The 14,738-nt window shown below is 65.1% G+C and carries 13 protein-coding genes; 5 read left to right on the top strand and 8 right to left on the bottom strand.

Annotated features, from left to right (window positions below; all coding sequences use genetic code 11):
- The first annotated feature begins 46 nt into the window (after positions 1-46).
- Genes dapD through IEI94_RS22065 form a run of 3 tightly spaced genes read left to right on the top strand, consistent with a single transcriptional unit; the run spans position 47 to position 2,622 of the window.
- Positions 47-1,072, top strand: a complete 1,026-nt coding sequence (gene dapD, locus IEI94_RS22075) for a 2,3,4,5-tetrahydropyridine-2,6-dicarboxylate N-succinyltransferase (RefSeq protein ID WP_191169461.1) — start codon at positions 47-49, stop codon at positions 1,070-1,072.
- The gene (gene dapE / locus IEI94_RS22070) at positions 1,059-2,228 is read left to right on the top strand and encodes a succinyl-diaminopimelate desuccinylase (protein WP_191169459.1); all 1,170 of its coding nucleotides are present in this window, start codon (positions 1,059-1,061) and stop codon (positions 2,226-2,228) included. Before dapD ends, dapE begins: the two co-directional genes overlap by 14 nt.
- 7 nt (positions 2,229-2,235) lie before the next feature.
- The gene (locus IEI94_RS22065) at positions 2,236-2,622 is read left to right on the top strand and encodes a hypothetical protein (RefSeq protein ID WP_191169457.1); all 387 of its coding nucleotides are present in this window, start codon (positions 2,236-2,238) and stop codon (positions 2,620-2,622) included.
- Between the two features lie 87 nt (positions 2,623-2,709).
- Here IEI94_RS22065 and IEI94_RS22915 read toward each other — a convergent pair whose 3' ends face one another.
- Complete coding sequence (locus tag IEI94_RS22915) at positions 2,710-3,186, bottom strand: cold-shock protein (RefSeq protein ID WP_191169455.1); 477 nt, start codon at positions 3,184-3,186, stop codon at positions 2,710-2,712.
- A 143-nt stretch (positions 3,187-3,329) separates the two neighbouring features.
- Here IEI94_RS22915 and IEI94_RS22055 point away from each other — a divergent pair, with 143 nt between their 5' ends.
- Positions 3,330-3,572, top strand: coding sequence for a SlyX family protein (locus IEI94_RS22055; protein WP_224750228.1), 243 nt, complete (start codon positions 3,330-3,332; stop codon positions 3,570-3,572).
- Between the two features lie 61 nt (positions 3,573-3,633).
- On the opposite strand, the gene trxB is transcribed toward IEI94_RS22055, so the two are convergent.
- The 3 genes from trxB to IEI94_RS22040 all read right to left on the bottom strand — a co-directional run bounded on the left by trxB (position 3,634) and on the right by IEI94_RS22040 (position 5,709).
- Positions 3,634-4,584, bottom strand: coding sequence for a thioredoxin-disulfide reductase (trxB, locus tag IEI94_RS22050; protein ID WP_191169451.1), 951 nt, complete (start codon positions 4,582-4,584; stop codon positions 3,634-3,636).
- Between the two features lie 172 nt (positions 4,585-4,756).
- Positions 4,757-5,359, bottom strand: coding sequence for a peroxiredoxin (locus tag IEI94_RS22045; protein ID WP_191169449.1), 603 nt, complete (start codon positions 5,357-5,359; stop codon positions 4,757-4,759).
- A 140-nt stretch (positions 5,360-5,499) separates the two neighbouring features.
- Positions 5,500-5,709, bottom strand: coding sequence for a CPXCG motif-containing cysteine-rich protein (locus IEI94_RS22040; protein ID WP_191169447.1), 210 nt, complete (start codon positions 5,707-5,709; stop codon positions 5,500-5,502).
- Positions 5,710-5,918: 209 nt separating this feature from the next.
- Between IEI94_RS22040 and acnA the strand changes: the two genes are divergently transcribed.
- Entirely contained in the window at positions 5,919-8,657 is a 2,739-nt protein-coding gene (gene acnA, locus IEI94_RS22035) for an aconitate hydratase AcnA (RefSeq protein ID WP_191169445.1), read from the top strand.
- A gap of 368 nt (positions 8,658-9,025) precedes the next feature.
- Here acnA and IEI94_RS22030 read toward each other — a convergent pair whose 3' ends face one another.
- From IEI94_RS22030 to ald, 4 genes are all read right to left on the bottom strand, one after another.
- Positions 9,026-10,696: an NAD-dependent malic enzyme gene (locus tag IEI94_RS22030; protein WP_191169443.1), complete on the bottom strand. Its 1,671-nt coding sequence runs from the start codon at positions 10,694-10,696 to the stop codon at positions 9,026-9,028.
- 146 nt (positions 10,697-10,842) lie between these two features.
- On the bottom strand, positions 10,843-12,021 hold the full coding sequence (locus IEI94_RS22025) for a YeeE/YedE family protein (protein ID WP_412030927.1): 1,179 nt from the start codon (positions 12,019-12,021) through the stop codon (positions 10,843-10,845).
- Between the two features lie 200 nt (positions 12,022-12,221).
- Positions 12,222-13,250, bottom strand: coding sequence for a tryptophan--tRNA ligase (locus IEI94_RS22020; protein ID WP_191169439.1), 1,029 nt, complete (start codon positions 13,248-13,250; stop codon positions 12,222-12,224).
- Positions 13,251-13,542: 292 nt separating this feature from the next.
- A complete protein-coding gene (gene ald / locus IEI94_RS22015) occupies positions 13,543-14,658 on the bottom strand; it encodes an alanine dehydrogenase (RefSeq protein ID WP_191169437.1) in 1,116 nt (371 codons plus the stop codon).
- Positions 14,659-14,738: the final 80 nt, after the last annotated feature.

Genomic DNA, 14,738 nt, shown 5'->3' with positions numbered 1-14,738 from the left:
GACCCGATAACACTTTTTCAATAACGCATTTCAAGAGGACCCCTCAATGCTCAGCTTTGCACTCGGCATCGGCACCCAGAACACCCAGGGCGACTGGCTGGAAATCTACTATCCGGCGCCGCTGTTCCAGCCCGATGCGGCCCTGGTCGACGCCGCCCGCCAGGCCCTTGGTGCGCCCGCAGGCAACGCCGCAGTGAGCTTCCTGCCCGAGCACTGCGCCGCCCTGGCCGAGGCCCTCAAGGCCGCCGGCGCCCCCGAGCAGGCCGAGATCGCCGCGGCTTTCGCGGCCAGCACGCGCCCGCTGGTGGCGACCTTCCTCGACACCGACAGCGCCCCGGAGAACGCACCGGAGGTCTATCTCAAGCTGCATCTGCTGTCCCACCGCCTGGTCACCCCCCACCAGCTCGACCTGAGCGGCATGTTCGGCCTGCTGCGTAACGTCGCCTGGACCAACGAAGGCGCCATCGACGTCGATGAGCTGCCGGCCCGCCGCCTCAAGGCGCGCCTCGAGGGTCGCGCGCTGTCGGTGGACTGCGTCGACAAGTTCCCCAAGATGACCGACTACGTGGTACCCAAGGGCATCCGCATCGGCGATACCGCACGGGTGCGCCTGGGCGCCTACCTCGGCGAAGGCACCACCGTGATGCACGAGGGCTTCGTCAATTTCAACGCCGGCACCGAGGGGCCCGGCATGATCGAGGGCCGCATCTCGGCCGGAGTGATGGTCGGCAAGGGCTCGGATCTCGGCGGTGGCTGCTCGACCATGGGCACCCTCTCCGGCGGTGGCAACATCGTGATCAAGGTCGGTGAGGGCTGCCTGATCGGTGCCAACGCCGGCATCGGCATCCCGCTGGGGGACCGCTGCACCGTAGAGGCGGGGCTCTACATTACCGCCGGCGCCAAGGTCACCCTGCTCGACGACCAGGGCCAGGAGGTCAAGACCGTGGCCGCCCGCGAGCTGGCCGGCCAGGACGACCTGCTGCTGCGCCGCAACTCCCAGAACGGCCGTATCGAGTGCCTGACCAACAAGAGCGCCATCGCGCTCAACGAGGCGCTGCATGCCCACAACTGAGTCGCAGCCTCTGTCGCCGACCCTGGACCTGGCCATCGACCTGATGGCCAGGCCCTCGGTGACTCCCGATGATGAGGGCTGCCAGGCGCTGATGATCGCCCGCCTCGAGGCTCTGGGCTTTCACGTCGAGCGGCTGCCGTTCGGTGACGTCGACAACTTCTGGGCGGTACGCGGCCACCACGGCCCGGTGCTGGCCTTCGCCGGCCACACCGACGTGGTGCCCAGCGGGCCGCATACCAACTGGGAAACACCTCCCTTCGAGCCCTGCATCGATGCCCAGGGCATGCTCAGGGGACGCGGTGCTGCCGACATGAAGGGCAGTCTGGCGGCGATGGTCACCGCCGTAGAGCGCTTCATTGCCGCTCATCCGAACCACCACGGCAAGCTCGCTTTCCTGATCACCTCCGACGAGGAGGGCCCGGCGGTCGACGGCACCCGCGCCGTGGTCGAGCATCTGCGCGAGCGCCACGAACGCCTCGATTACTGCATCGTCGGCGAACCCTCATCCACCGAGCGCGTCGGCGACGTGATCAAGAACGGTCGGCGTGGCTCGCTGGGCGCGGTACTCCACGTCAAGGGCGTGCAGGGCCACGTGGCCTATCCGCACCTGGCCGCCAACCCCATTCATGCCACCACCCCGGCGCTGGATGCCCTGGTGCGCGAGCACTGGGACGATGGCAACGCCTTCTTCCCCGCCACCAGTTTCCAGATCTCCAACCTGCGTGCCGGGACCGGCGCCACCAATGTGATACCCGGCGAGCTGGAAGCGGTATTCAATTTCCGCTACTCCACCGAGGTGACCCACCAGCAGCTGCGCGAGCGCACCGAGGCGATCCTCGACGCCCATGGACTCGACTACCGCCTCGACTGGACCCTCAACGGCGAGCCCTTCCTTACCGCCGAGGGCGAATTGGTGGAAGCCGCGCTGAGCGGCGTGGAAGGGGTCACCGGGCAGCGGCCATCGCTCTCGACCAGCGGCGGCACCTCCGATGGCCGCTTCATCGCCACCCTGGGCAGCCAGGTGGTCGAACTGGGGCCGCTCAATGCCACCATTCATCAGGTCAACGAGCGCGTACGCGCCACCGATCTGGACACCCTGAGCGAGATCTATGAAGCCATCCTGGTGCGCCTGTTCGCCAGTGGCCAGGCCAGCTGAGGACACCATGCAGCGCTATCCGGATATCGAGATCTACCTCGCCGACGCCAGCGTCGAGACGGTGGGCCACTGGCTCAGCCAACGCCTCGACGCCGCCCCATTACGCCCCGCCGGCAAGCGCCAGTGGCGCACCAGCGGACACCTGCAGGGCCAGCGCATCCCGGTGCTGCTGGTCGAGCAAGCCGCCGACGGCTTCAGCAGCCTATGGTTTGACAGTGACGCGACCCCCTGGCCCCGCGACGCCGACTGCGCCCGCGACGCCAGTCAGGCGCTGAGCTGCGAGGTGCGCTGCTCGCTGGGTGGCTGGCAGCCCGGCGACGACCCGGACCGCTTCTGGCGGGTGCTGCCCGACGGCCAGGAGGAGGCCATTACCTGGCCAGACTCCGGCCAATGATCCAGGCCAGGCCGCAAACGAGATCGCCCCGCGAAAGCGGGGCGATTATCGGTGGGGAAGACGCGTCAGGCGAGCGCAGCCACTTTCCTAGGTAATCACGGTGACGTCGTCGGCTTGCAACCCCCGCTCATTCTCGACGATGTAGTAGCGCACCTTCTGACCCTCGGCCAGGGTGCGATGGCCCTTGCCGCGAATGGCCCGGAAGTGCACGAACACATCGTCGCCGTTATCACGGGTGATGAAACCGTACCCCTTGTTGACGTTGAACCACTTGACCTCACCGATCTCGCGATCATCGTTTTCGATGTCGGCGAGCACGGCCGAGGCGGGCGACGACGCCGGCGACAGCACCTGGACGGCACTGGTGGCGACCAGCAACAGCACGAATACCGCGGTAGCGACGGCCATATACACAGCGGCCACCCCACCCAGTTCGAGGGATGCCAACAGCTGCTGGGAGAGCAGGCCCCCAGTGAGCGAGACGAACAGGGTAATCAGCAGTGGAGCAGGCGCGGCGAGCAGGAGACTGATGATAAGACAGCGAACAAACACCTTACGATTCATGGACCTCGACTTCTCTTGTTGTGGTGGAAGTGGATACTAGCTATGACGATCACGGTTGTGGCCACGGCCAATGACCGACGGACCACTGTGACATTGATGAAGGTGCAGCGATGAACGGCAACACACAACGCGGGGATTCTAGCATGCCTGATCACGAGTCGCTCGCCGGCCTGGCAGCAAGGCTAGAGGCACTGGAGAGTCGTACCGCCCACCAGGAGCACTGGCTGGACCAGCTGGACGAGGCGGTAGCGAGTCAGGAGCGGCGCCTGCAGGAACTGCTGCGGCTTAGCGCCTTGATGCAGGGGCGCCTGCGCGAACAGCAGCAGGCGCTAAGTGATCAGGCCGAGGGGGGCGATCCCAGCCAGGAACTGCCGCCGCACTATTAGCAGCAGGCGTCGGCTGAAAAGTGCCTGGCGAGTCGCCTGCCTGGGCGCTGGGCGCTGGGCGCTACTTAAGCTCGTCCAGATAGCGCTCGGCGTCCAGGGCCGCCATGCAGCCGCTGCCAGCGGAGGTGATCGCCTGGCGGTAGACGTGATCCATGACGTCGCCGGCGGCAAACACCCCCGCCACGCTGGTCGCAGTGGCATTGCCTTCGAGGCCGGACTTGACCCGAATGTAGCCGTTGGCCATCTCCAGCTGGCCCTCGAACAGGCCGGTATTCGGGGTATGGCCGATGGCGATAAAGACCCCCGGCGCGGCCAGCTCCTTGGTGCTGCCATCGACAGTCGACACCAGACGCACACCGGTGGCACCGCTGTTGTCGCCCAGCACCTCGTCGAGAGTATGGTTCCACTCGATGGCCATATTGCCGTTCTCGACCTTGTCGAACAGCTTGTCCTGGAGAATTTTCTCGGCGCGCAGGCTGTCACGACGATGCACCAGGGTCACCTTGGAGGCGATATTGGAGAGGTACAGCGCCTCCTCTACCGCGGTATTACCGCCGCCGATCACTACCACTTCCTGGTTGCGGTAGAAAAACCCGTCGCAGGTAGCGCAGGCCGACACGCCCTGGCCCATGAACTGCTGCTCCGAGGGCAGCCCCAGATAGCGTGCGCTGGCGCCGGTGGCGATGATCAGCGCATCACAGGTGTAGGTGCCGCCGCTGCCGGTGAGCGTGAAGGGTCGGCTGCGCAGATCCACCTCGTCGATATGATCGAACAGCACCTCGGTCTCGAAACGCTCGGCGTGACGCTTCATGCGCTCCATCAGCTCGGGGCCCTGAACCCCTGCATCGTCACCCGGCCAGTTGTCCACGTCGGTGGTGGTGGTCAGCTGACCGCCGGCCTGCATACCGGTGATCAGCAGCGGCTTGAGATTGGCGCGAGCAGCGTAGACGGCGGCAGTGTAGCCGGCCGGTCCAGAGCCGAGGATAATCAGGCGCTCGTGGCGTGCGTCCATGGATGGCCTCATGCATAGCGTGAATGGGAAAGGGGTAGCCTAGTCGCCGCATAAGCGACGCGCTCCGGCATGGCGACGCGGGTCGGCATGCCGCAATGCGCCGGTGGCAAATTGTACCACCGCACCAACGAAAAGAGGCGGCCCGGAGGCCGCCTCTCTGCAGGCGCGCGGTTTACAGCGCCTTGGAGTGGGCACCAAGGTACTTGGCCACGCCCTCTGCCGTATCCTTCATGCCTTCCTGACCTTCGTCCCAGCCGGCCGGGCAGACTTCGCCGTGCTGCTGGTGGTGCTTGAGCGCCTTGACCATGCGCAGCATCTCGTCGACGTTGCGGCCCAGCGGCAGGTTGTTGACGGTCTGGTGCTGGACCACACCGTTCTCGTCGATCAGGAAGGAGGCGCGCATGGCGACGCCTGCTTCCGGATGCTCGATGCCGTAGGCCTGGGTCACTTCGTGCTTGACGTCGGCCACGATCGGGAAGCCGACTTCGCCGATGCCACCCTTCTCGGGTGAGGTCTTGCGCCAGGCGTGGTGGGTGAACTGGGAGTCGATGGAGACACCGATCACCTCGACGCCGAGCTCCTTGAACTGCGCCAGACGGTTGTCATGAGCGATGATCTCGGACGGACACACGAAGGTAAAATCGAGCGGCCAGAAGAACAGCACGCGCAGCTTGCCGTGGCTATCGGACAGCTTGAAGTTATCGACGATCTCGCCGTTGCCCAGGACTGCGGCAGTTTCAAAATCGGGGGCTTGGCGGCCTACCAGTACGCTCATTCAGGTCTCTCCCTTGAAATGCGAATGATGATTATATGGACAAATGGGGTGTTAGACTAAAGTCCATCCACAGGGGCTGACAATTGAAATAAGCAATCGCCCCCATAGCCCGACCCTATCACAATGGCACTATCCCGTGTTTATACCACATCGTCATCGCGTCCCAGGGCCACCTCCTCCAACTCGCCACTCTGCGGCGATACGCTGATGCGCAGCTGAATCGGCGCGCAGCAGCGCGGACAGTCTTCCCAGGTCATATGGCTGCCCTGGCTGGCATCGACCAGCAGCTCGAAGGCAGTATCGCAGTAGGGGCAGTGGACCGCTCGGGAGGTGAGCATCTCTTCGTGCATGGTGACTCCTGTCATCGGTGTGCCATTCGGCGGAGAGACAATGTCCGACACATCTTTGGCATTACTCCAGCATAGTCGCTGCAGCTGGCGCAGGGAGGGCCCCGCCGAGCAACGCTTGAATTCAACGCCTATCATGACCATGTAGCAGCAGTGACCGCGCTTTCGTGCGCCCCGGATGGGCGCCCATCGCTCTTCATGAGGAGGAGACCATGAGCCACACGACCCCTGACACCCTGAGCCAGCTCGACGCTGGCGGACAGACCTATCACTACTACAGCCTACCCAAGGCCGCCGAGGCGCTGGGCAATATCGACCGCCTGCCGATGACCCTCAAGGTGCTGCTCGAGAATCAGCTGCGCTTCGCCGATGATGAGAGCGTAGCGGTCGACGATATGCAGGCGCTGGTCGACTGGCAGCAGCAGGCGCGCTCCAGTCGCGAAATCGGCTACCGCCCGGCCAGGGTGCTGATGCAGGATTTCACCGGCGTGCCCGGGGTCGTGGATCTGGCCTCGATGCGGGCCGCCGTGGCCGAGCTGGGTGAGGACCCGGCGCGCATCAACCCGCTGACCCCGGTGGACCTGGTCATCGACCACTCGGTGATGGTCGACAAGTTCGGCAACCCGGCCGCCTTCCGCGACAATGTCGCCATCGAGATGGAGCGTAACCGCGAGCGCTATGAGTTTCTGCGCTGGGGCCAGGACGCCTTCGACAACTTCCGCGTGGTGCCGCCGGGCACCGGCATATGCCACCAGGTCAACCTCGAATACCTGGGCAAGACGGTGTGGACCAAGGAGGTCGACGGCAAGACCCTCGCCTACCCCGATACCCTGGTCGGTACCGACTCCCACACCACCATGATCAACGGCCTGGGCGTGCTCGGCTGGGGCGTGGGCGGCATCGAAGCCGAGGCCGCCATGCTCGGCCAGCCGGTGTCGATGCTGATTCCCGAAGTCATCGGCTTCAAGCTGACCGGCCGGCTGCGCGAAGGCATCACCGCTACCGACCTGGTGCTGACGGTCACCGAGATGCTGCGCAAGCATGGCGTGGTCGGCAAGTTCGTCGAGTTCTACGGCGACGGGCTCGACGACCTGCCGCTGGCCGACCGCGCCACCATCGCCAATATGGCCCCGGAGTACGGCGCCACCTGCGGCTTCTTCCCGGTCGACGAGGAGACGCTCACCTACCTGCGCCTGACCGGGCGTGACGACGCCCAGATCGCCCTGGTCGAGGCTTACAGCAAGGCCCAGGGGCTGTGGCGTGAACCCGGTGCCGAGCCGATCTTCACCGACACCCTGCACCTCGACATGGGTGAGGTCGAGGCCAGCCTGGCCGGCCCCAAGCGTCCTCAGGATCGGGTTGCCTTGACCGATATGAAAGCCACCTTCGAGGCGCTGATGGGCGACCGCCTGAACGAGGTGCCGACCACCGAGAAGGGCCGCCTGTTCTCCGAAGGCGGCCAGACCGCGGTGGGCGTCGAGCAGAGCTATCAGAATGCCGAGAGCCGTGAAGTCGACCTCGACGGCCAGCAGGTCTCCCTCGACCACGGCGCAGTAGTGATCGCCGCGATCACCTCCTGCACCAACACCTCCAATCCCAGCGTGATGATGGCCGCTGGCCTGCTGGCGCGTAAGGCCCGCGAGAAGGGCTTGACCACCCAGCCCTGGGTCAAGACCTCGCTGGCCCCGGGCTCCAAGGTGGTCACCGAGTACCTCGCCGCCGGCGGCGTACAGGAGGACCTCGACGCCCTGGGCTTCAACCTGGTCGGCTATGGCTGCACCACCTGCATCGGCAACTCCGGCCCGCTGCCCGAGGCCATCGAGAAGGCCGTCGATGAGGGAGATCTCACCGTCGCCTCGGTGCTCTCCGGCAACCGCAACTTCGAAGGCCGCGTGCACCCCTTGGTCAAGACCAACTGGCTGGCCTCGCCGCCGCTGGTGGTGGCCTACGCCCTGGCCGGCAATGTGCGCCGCGACCTCTCCAAGGAGCCCCTCGGCGAGGATGCCGACGGCAAGCCGGTCTATCTCAAGGATATCTGGCCGTCCCAGGCCGAGATCGCCGAGGCCGTGGAGAAGGTCAAGACTGAGATGTTCCGCAAGGAGTACGCCGAGGTGTTCGATGGCGACGAGGTGTGGAAGGCCATCGAGGTGCCGCAGAGCGAAGTCTATCAGTGGCCCGAGTCGACCTATATCCAGCATCCGCCGTTCTTCGACGGCATGGGTAAGACCCCGGATGCCATCGACGATGTCGAGGACGCCCATATCCTGGCGATGCTCGGCGACTCGGTGACCACCGACCATATCTCGCCGGCCGGCGCCATCAAGCCCGACAGTCCCGCCGGGCGCTATCTGCAGGAGCACGGCGTCAAGCCGGTGGACTTCAACTCCTACGGCTCACGGCGCGGCAACCATGAAGTGATGATGCGCGGCACCTTCGCCAACGTGCGGATCAAGAATGAGATGCTCGACGGGGTCGAGGGCGGCTTCACGCGCCACGTGCCCAGCGGCGAACAGCTGGCGATCTACGACGCGGCGATGAAGTATCAGCAGGACAACACGCCGCTGGTGGTGGTAGCCGGCAAGGAGTACGGCTCCGGTTCCAGCCGCGACTGGGCCGCCAAGGGCACTCGGCTGCTCGGCGTGCGCGCGGTGCTGGCCGAGTCCTACGAGCGCATTCACCGCTCCAACCTGATCGGCATGGGGGTGGTGCCGCTGCAGTTCCCCGAGGGCGAGGGACGCGAGTCGCTGGGCCTGACCGGCGACGAGACGCTCTCCATCGAGGGGCTCGGCGAGCTCAGCCCTGGCGGCAAGGTCAAGGTGACCATCAAGAGCGACAAGGGTGAGAAGAAGATCGAGGCGCTGTGCCGCATCGATACCGCCAACGAGCTGGCCTACTACCAGCACGGCGGCATCCTGCACTATGTGCTGCGCAAGATGATCGGCAGCGCCTGAGGCGCTAGCCGCGGCGTCTGAGGCGCCAGCACGACAACGCCCAGCCGGCTAACCGGCTGGGCGTTTTTGTGTCTCTACTACTGCTATTCTTTCCCGCCGGCTACCCGGCGCAGGTCAGCGCGAACACGCTGTAAACCCTTCCCTGGGCGCTCCATTTTTCGTCCTGAAAAATGAGGTTCGCTTATGACCTGCCCCGGTGCCGGCTGGCGCAGCTGCTAGGTGAGCTTAGGGTTTGTCTGAAAAGTCGGCGAGCGAAGGCCAGACAAGGCAAAAATCGGCGAAAAGACGGAGTTTACGGGGTGTAAATGAGTACTTTGAGCCGATTTTTAACGCCGTATGGCCGAGCGCAGCCAGTTTTCGGACAGAGCCTAAAACGCCTTGCGCCGGTACTCGCGATAGCGCGGGTACCAGAAGTTGGCCTCGATGGCGTCGCGCAGGGTCTCGTCGTCGCAGGTCAATGCCACCTCCTCGGCCATGGCCTGCTTGGCCACCTCGAAGGCGATCGCCTTGCTGATCTCGCGAATCTCGGCCAGCGGCGGCAGCAGCGGGCCCTTGCCTTCCTGCACCATGGGCGCGCCCTTGGCCAGCGCATTGGAGGCGGCCATCAGCATGCCATCGGTGACCCGTGAGGCCCGCGCAGCGATCACCCCGAGACCGATACCGGGGAAGATATAGGAGTTGTTGCACTGGGCGATGGGGTACTGCTTGCCGCGGAACTCCACCGGCGCGAAGGGGCTGCCGGTGGCCACCAGCGCCTGGCCTTCGGTCCACACCAGAATCTCCTCCGGTGTCGCCTCGACCTTGGAGGTGGGGTTGGAGAGCGGCATCACCAGCGGCTTGGCGCAGCCGGCGTGGAGCGTCTGGATCACCTCCTTGCTGAACAACCCGCGCTGGCCGGAGACACCGATCAACACCGTCGGCTTGGCCTGGGCGACGACGTCGAGCAGCGCCGTGCCCTGCCACCCGGCCGGGTCGTGGGCCAGCCGGGACTGGAAGTCGTAGAGGCCTTCCATATCGCGGGTCAGCAGGCCGTGACGATCGACCATGAAGATCTGCGCGCGCGCCTCGGCTTCACCCAGGCCTTCGGCCTGCATCGCCAGCACGATCTGTTCGGCGATGCCGCAACCCGCCGAGCCGGCGCCGACGAAGGCCACGCGCTGTTCGCTGATCTTCTCGCCCTTGGCCTTGCAGGCCGCCAACAGGGTGCCGACGCACACCGCCGCGGTGCCCTGGATATCGTCATTGAAACAGCACAGCTCATCGCGATAGCGGTCCAGCAGCGGCATGGCGTTGGTCTGGGCGAAATCCTCGAATTGCAGCAGCACATTGGGCCAGCGTCGCTTCACCGCGGCCATGAAGTCGGCGATAAAGGCGTCATACTCGGCCTGGGACACCCGCTCATGGCGCCAGCCCATGTACATCGGGTCGTCGAGCAGGGTCTGGTTGTTAGTGCCTACATCGAGGGTGATCGGCAGCGTGTACGCTGGGCTGATCCCGCCGCAGGCGGTATACAGCGACAGCTTGCCGATCGGGATGCCCATGCCGCCGATGCCCTGGTCGCCGAGGCCGAGGATACGCTCACCGTCGGTGACCACGATCACCTTGACGTTGTCCTTGGTGGCGCTGCGCAGGATGTCATCCATGTGCTCGCGATCCGGGTAGCCGATGAACAACCCGCGATGGTTGCGATAGATATTGGAGAACTCTTCGCACGCCTCGCCCACGGTGGGGGTGTAGATGATCGGCAGCATCTCCTCGAGGTGCTCCTCGAGAAGACGAAAGAATAGCGTCTCGTTGTCGTCCTGTATGGCGCGCAGGTAGACATGCCGATCGAGATCGTTCTGGCACAGACGGTACTGACGATAAGCGCGCTCGGCCTGCTCTTCGATGGACTCGACGTTCTGCGGCAGCAGCCCGATCAGGTTGAAGGCAATGCGCTCGTTGAGGGTAAAGGCGCTACCCTTGTTGAGCAGCGGCATCTCGAGCAGCGATGGGCCGGCATAGGGCAGATACAGCGGGCGCTTGGCAGATTGAGTCATCTCTCGTCTCGTCATGTTGATAGAAAGCTTGGCGCTCTTGGTGGCGCCCTGGTCGCCGCATTCTACCACGCCCAATGCGCTAGCTTCTCATCCAACGCAGCGCGCCCCGGCAGTGCCGGGGCGCGTCTGGGTGTCGCCGCGAGGGCTCAGCAGCGTTTGGCCGCGGGCCGCCGCCCCGCCTCGCCCTCGAAGAACAGCGGCCGCAGGCGCACGCCAAGTATGTTGCCGGCAAAGCCCGCCACCAGCCATACCCAGCCATGCAGGCTACCCGAGGCAATGCCGCTGAAATAGGCGCCGATATTGCAGCCAAAGGCCAGCCGCGCGCCATAGCCGAGCATCAACCCACCGATGACGGCCGCCGCCAGCGATTTGAGCGGAATACGAAAATTGGGCGCAAAGCGGCCGGCCAGAGTGGCGGCGATCAGCGCACCGAGAATGATGCCGACGTTCATCACCGTGGTGATATCGCTCCATACACTGGCCTGGAGCGCCTCGGCGTTGGCCGATGACTGCCAATAGCCCCAGCCGGAGACATCGCCGCCGAGGAATTCGAAGCCCTTGGCGCCCCACAGCGCGAAGGCCGAGGTGATGCCCCAGGGCCGCCCGGCCAGCGCCAGGGTGGCGAAATTGAGCAGCGCCAGGGCCACCGCACCGGCAAGCAGCGGCCAGGGGCCGGTCAGCCAGCGGCGCTCGCGCATCTCGACCCGGGGCGCCTCCTCGAGCTGACCGTGGCGGCGCTTCTCCATCACCACGGTAAAGGCCGCAATCGCCGCGAACAGCGCCAGGCTGATGACGATACCGCCACCTGCTCCTGCGGTCTCCACCAGCGACACCGGCTGAAAGGCCGGCAGGCTCTGCCACCAGGTAAAGTGGGCGCTACCGATCACCGAGCCGACGATAAAGAACAGCAGGGTGATCAGCATCCGTGCATTACCGCCGCCGGCGGTAAACAGCGTGCCCGAGGCGCAACCGCCGCCGAGCTGCATGCCAAGCCCGAACAGGAAGGCACCCACCACCACCGATACGCCGATCGGCGCGACAAACCCGGAGACTGGGTTACCAAACAGCGTGCCGGCGCCGAGCGCCGGAAAGAACAGCAGCACGGCGATGGCCAGCATCACCATCTGGGCGCGCAGGCCGCGACCGCGGCGCTCGCTGATAAAGACTCGCCAGGCAGCGGTAAAGCCGAAGGCCGCGTGGTAGAGCACCATGCCCAGCAGCCCGCCAACCACCATCAGCAGGCCGGTGCGAGCTTCGAAGATGATCCCAATCGCCAGGGCACCGAGCAGCAGCAGCCCAGCCGCTACTGGGGTAACCGGCGACATACGCTGGGTAGCCAGTGCTTGCGTCATGCTTTCCTCCCGTAACAGACCAGACTGGAGCAGTATCACTCCGTCGACAGGCAATACCCTAGTATTTTACTCGGGATAAAGGAAATGCATAACGGCTATCACAAGCATTCCCCAAAAATATAAAACCTCCCCCCAGGCAGCCCTGTGGAGAGGTCATCTTCCGGCCCGGCGGCTTAGGCAAAGCGCCCCAGCCCCGCGGCCTGGCGCATACGATCCATGAAAGGGGCCGCCTCGGCGCGAGCCCGCTCGGCGCCTTTGCGTAACACCTGCTCGATATGGCCCGGATCTTCCATCAGCGCCTGGTAGCGCTCCCGCGGCTCGCGCAGGTGGTCGTTGAGGTGCTCGAAGACGCGGTTCTTGGCGTCGCCCCAGCCGATGCCGTTGGCGTACTCCTGACGCATGGCGGCACTCTCCTCCGCCGTGGCGAAGGCCGAGTAGATCTGGAACAGGGTGCAGCTATCCGGGTCCTTGGGCTCACCGGGCTCCAGCGAGTTGGTCTTGATCTTGCGCACCAGCTTCTGGAGCTTCTTCTCGGCGACGAACAGCGGGATGGTGTTGTTGTAGCTCTTGGACATCTTGCGCCCGTCCAGACCATTCAACGTCGGCACATTATCGTCGACCACCGCCTCGGGGAGGGCAAAGTAGTCGCCCTTGTAGAGGTGGTTGAAGCGTCCGGCGATATCCCGCGCCATCTCGATATGCTGGATCTGGTCGCGACCCACCGGCACTTTTTGGGCGTTGAACATCAGAATATCCGCGGCCATCAGCACCGGATAGCCAAACAGGCCCATGGTGATGCCCTTGTCCGGGTCCTGGTTGCCGGCGGCCTCGTTCTCGGCCACCGCCGCCTTGTAGGCGTGGGCGCGGTTCATCAGCCCCTTGGCGCAGACGCAGGAGAGCATCCAGGCCAGTTCGGTGATCTCGGGCACGTCCGATTGGCGGTAGAAGATGGCGTTGTCGGTATCCAGGCCCAGCGCCAGCCAGGTAGCGGCGATCTCGAGACGCGACGCCTGGACCCGCTGGGGATCCTGGCACTTGATCAGCGCATGGAGGTCGGCGAGAAAGTAGTAGGACTGTACGCTGGGGTCCTGACTGGCGGCGATCGCCGGCTTGATAGCGCCGACGTAGTTGCCCAGATGGGGGGTGCCGCTGGTGGTGATACCGGTCAGTACGCGGGTCTTCTGCTCGGAAGCTGCACTCATGGAAAGCGGACTCTCGTGGTCGGAAATGCCGCTATGGTAACGCGAGGCCCCGGCCAAGGCGACCGGGGCATGAGAGCCTTGCTTGGACGTGCGGCGATGGTCACCGCCCTGTGTGGTTAAGGCAACGGCAACAGGCCTGAGTGGTTAAGGCACCGGCGACAGGCCTACGAGGGGGCGCTGTAAACCCGTCCCTGGGCGCTACCTTGCGCCATCCATGGCGCAAACCCCCTCTACGACCTGTCCCCGGCGCCGCTCACAATTGGCACCGAAGCCTCTTTACTACGCAGGTCTTTCACACAAGCAAACTGGCAGGGTCTACATACTCCAGCCCAAAAGCCTCGGCCACCGCGCGATAGGTAACCTGGCCGGCATGCACGTTGAGCCCCGGCAGGAAGTGGTGGTCGTCGGCCAACGCCTGCTGCCAGCCCTTGTCGGCCAGCGCCAGCACGAACGGCATGGTGGCGTTGGTCAGCGCCTGGGTGGAGGTGCGGGCGACCGCGCCGGGCATATTGGCCACGCAGTAATGCACGATGCCGTCGACGAGGTAGGTCGGATCAGCGTGGGTAGTGGCGCGGCTGGTCTCGAAACAGCCGCCCTGATCGATGGCCACGTCGACCAGTACGCTGCCGGGCTTCATGTCAGCAAGCATCTGGCGGGTGATCAGCTTGGGCGCCGCCGCACCGGCGATCAGCACCGCGCCGACGATCAGGTCGGACTCGCGCACCGCCCTGTCCAGGGCATCGGCAGTGGAGTAGACGGTGCGAATGCGGCCCTGATAGCGGTCGTCGAGCACCTCGAGGCGCGCCAGTGACTTGTCGAGGATGGTCACCTCGGCGCCCAGGCCCAGCGCCATGCGCGCGGCGTTCTCGCCGACCACGCCGCCGCCGATTACCGTGACCTTGGCCGGCGCCACCCCCGGCACCCCGGGCAGCAGAATCCCGGCGCCGCCCTGGGCTTTCTCCAGACTATGGGCACCTGCCTGGATCGCCATGCGTCCGGCCACCGCACTCATCGGCGCCAGCAGCGGCAGACCGCCGTCGGCGCCGGTGATGGTTTCATAGGCGATGCAGGTCGCGCCGCTATCGATCAGGCCGCGGGTCAGCGACTCCTCGGCGGCGAGATGCAGATAGGTGAACAGGGTCTGCTCAGGCGTGAGCCGGGCGACCTCGTCGGGCTGCGGCTCCTTGACCTTGAGGATCAGTTCGGCAGCCTGCCACAGCGTGGCCACGTCGGCCTCGATGCTGGCCCCGGCGGCCTGGTAGTCAGCGTCGCTGAAGCCGGCGCCCTCACCGGCGCCGGCCTGCACCACTACCGTGTGGCCGCGACCGCATAGTTCACGGGCACCCGTGGGCGTCAGCGCGACCCGATATTCGTGGTTCTTGATCTCCTTGGGAACGGCGACCTGCATAATGACCTCCTGTGCGATGAGCGGGATACGATTCGACGCTACCCTCATTACAGCACAGACGCACAATCACGATAAAATCA

The organism is Halomonas sp. ML-15, assembly GCF_014779595.1.
Classification (GTDB): Bacteria; Pseudomonadota; Gammaproteobacteria; order Pseudomonadales; family Halomonadaceae; genus Franzmannia.
Note: the sequence above shows the minus strand (reverse complement) of the source record. Positions and strands in the feature narration are given on the sequence as shown.

Bases quoted from the DNA above. Each gene is read 5' to 3' on its own strand.
- dapD (WP_191169461.1), top strand. From the start codon at position 47: ATGCTCAGCTTTGCACTCGGCATCGGCACCCAGAACACCCAGGGCGAC.
- dapE (WP_191169459.1), top strand. From the start codon at position 1,059: ATGCCCACAACTGAGTCGCAGCCTCTGTCGCCGACCCTGGACCTGGCC.
- IEI94_RS22065 (WP_191169457.1), top strand. From the start codon at position 2,236: ATGCAGCGCTATCCGGATATCGAGATCTACCTCGCCGACGCCAGCGTC.
- IEI94_RS22915 (WP_191169455.1), bottom strand. From the start codon at position 3,186: ATGAATCGTAAGGTGTTTGTTCGCTGTCTTATCATCAGTCTCCTGCTC.
- IEI94_RS22055 (WP_224750228.1), top strand. From the start codon at position 3,330: ATGCCTGATCACGAGTCGCTCGCCGGCCTGGCAGCAAGGCTAGAGGCA.
- trxB (WP_191169451.1), bottom strand. From the start codon at position 4,584: ATGGACGCACGCCACGAGCGCCTGATTATCCTCGGCTCTGGACCGGCC.
- IEI94_RS22045 (WP_191169449.1), bottom strand. From the start codon at position 5,359: ATGAGCGTACTGGTAGGCCGCCAAGCCCCCGATTTTGAAACTGCCGCA.
- IEI94_RS22040 (WP_191169447.1), bottom strand. From the start codon at position 5,709: ATGCACGAAGAGATGCTCACCTCCCGAGCGGTCCACTGCCCCTACTGC.
- acnA (WP_191169445.1), top strand. From the start codon at position 5,919: ATGAGCCACACGACCCCTGACACCCTGAGCCAGCTCGACGCTGGCGGA.
- IEI94_RS22030 (WP_191169443.1), bottom strand. From the start codon at position 10,696: ATGACTCAATCTGCCAAGCGCCCGCTGTATCTGCCCTATGCCGGCCCA.
- IEI94_RS22025 (WP_412030927.1), bottom strand. From the start codon at position 12,021: ATGTCGCCGGTTACCCCAGTAGCGGCTGGGCTGCTGCTGCTCGGTGCC.
- IEI94_RS22020 (WP_191169439.1), bottom strand. From the start codon at position 13,250: ATGAGTGCAGCTTCCGAGCAGAAGACCCGCGTACTGACCGGTATCACC.
- ald (WP_191169437.1), bottom strand. From the start codon at position 14,658: ATGCAGGTCGCCGTTCCCAAGGAGATCAAGAACCACGAATATCGGGTC.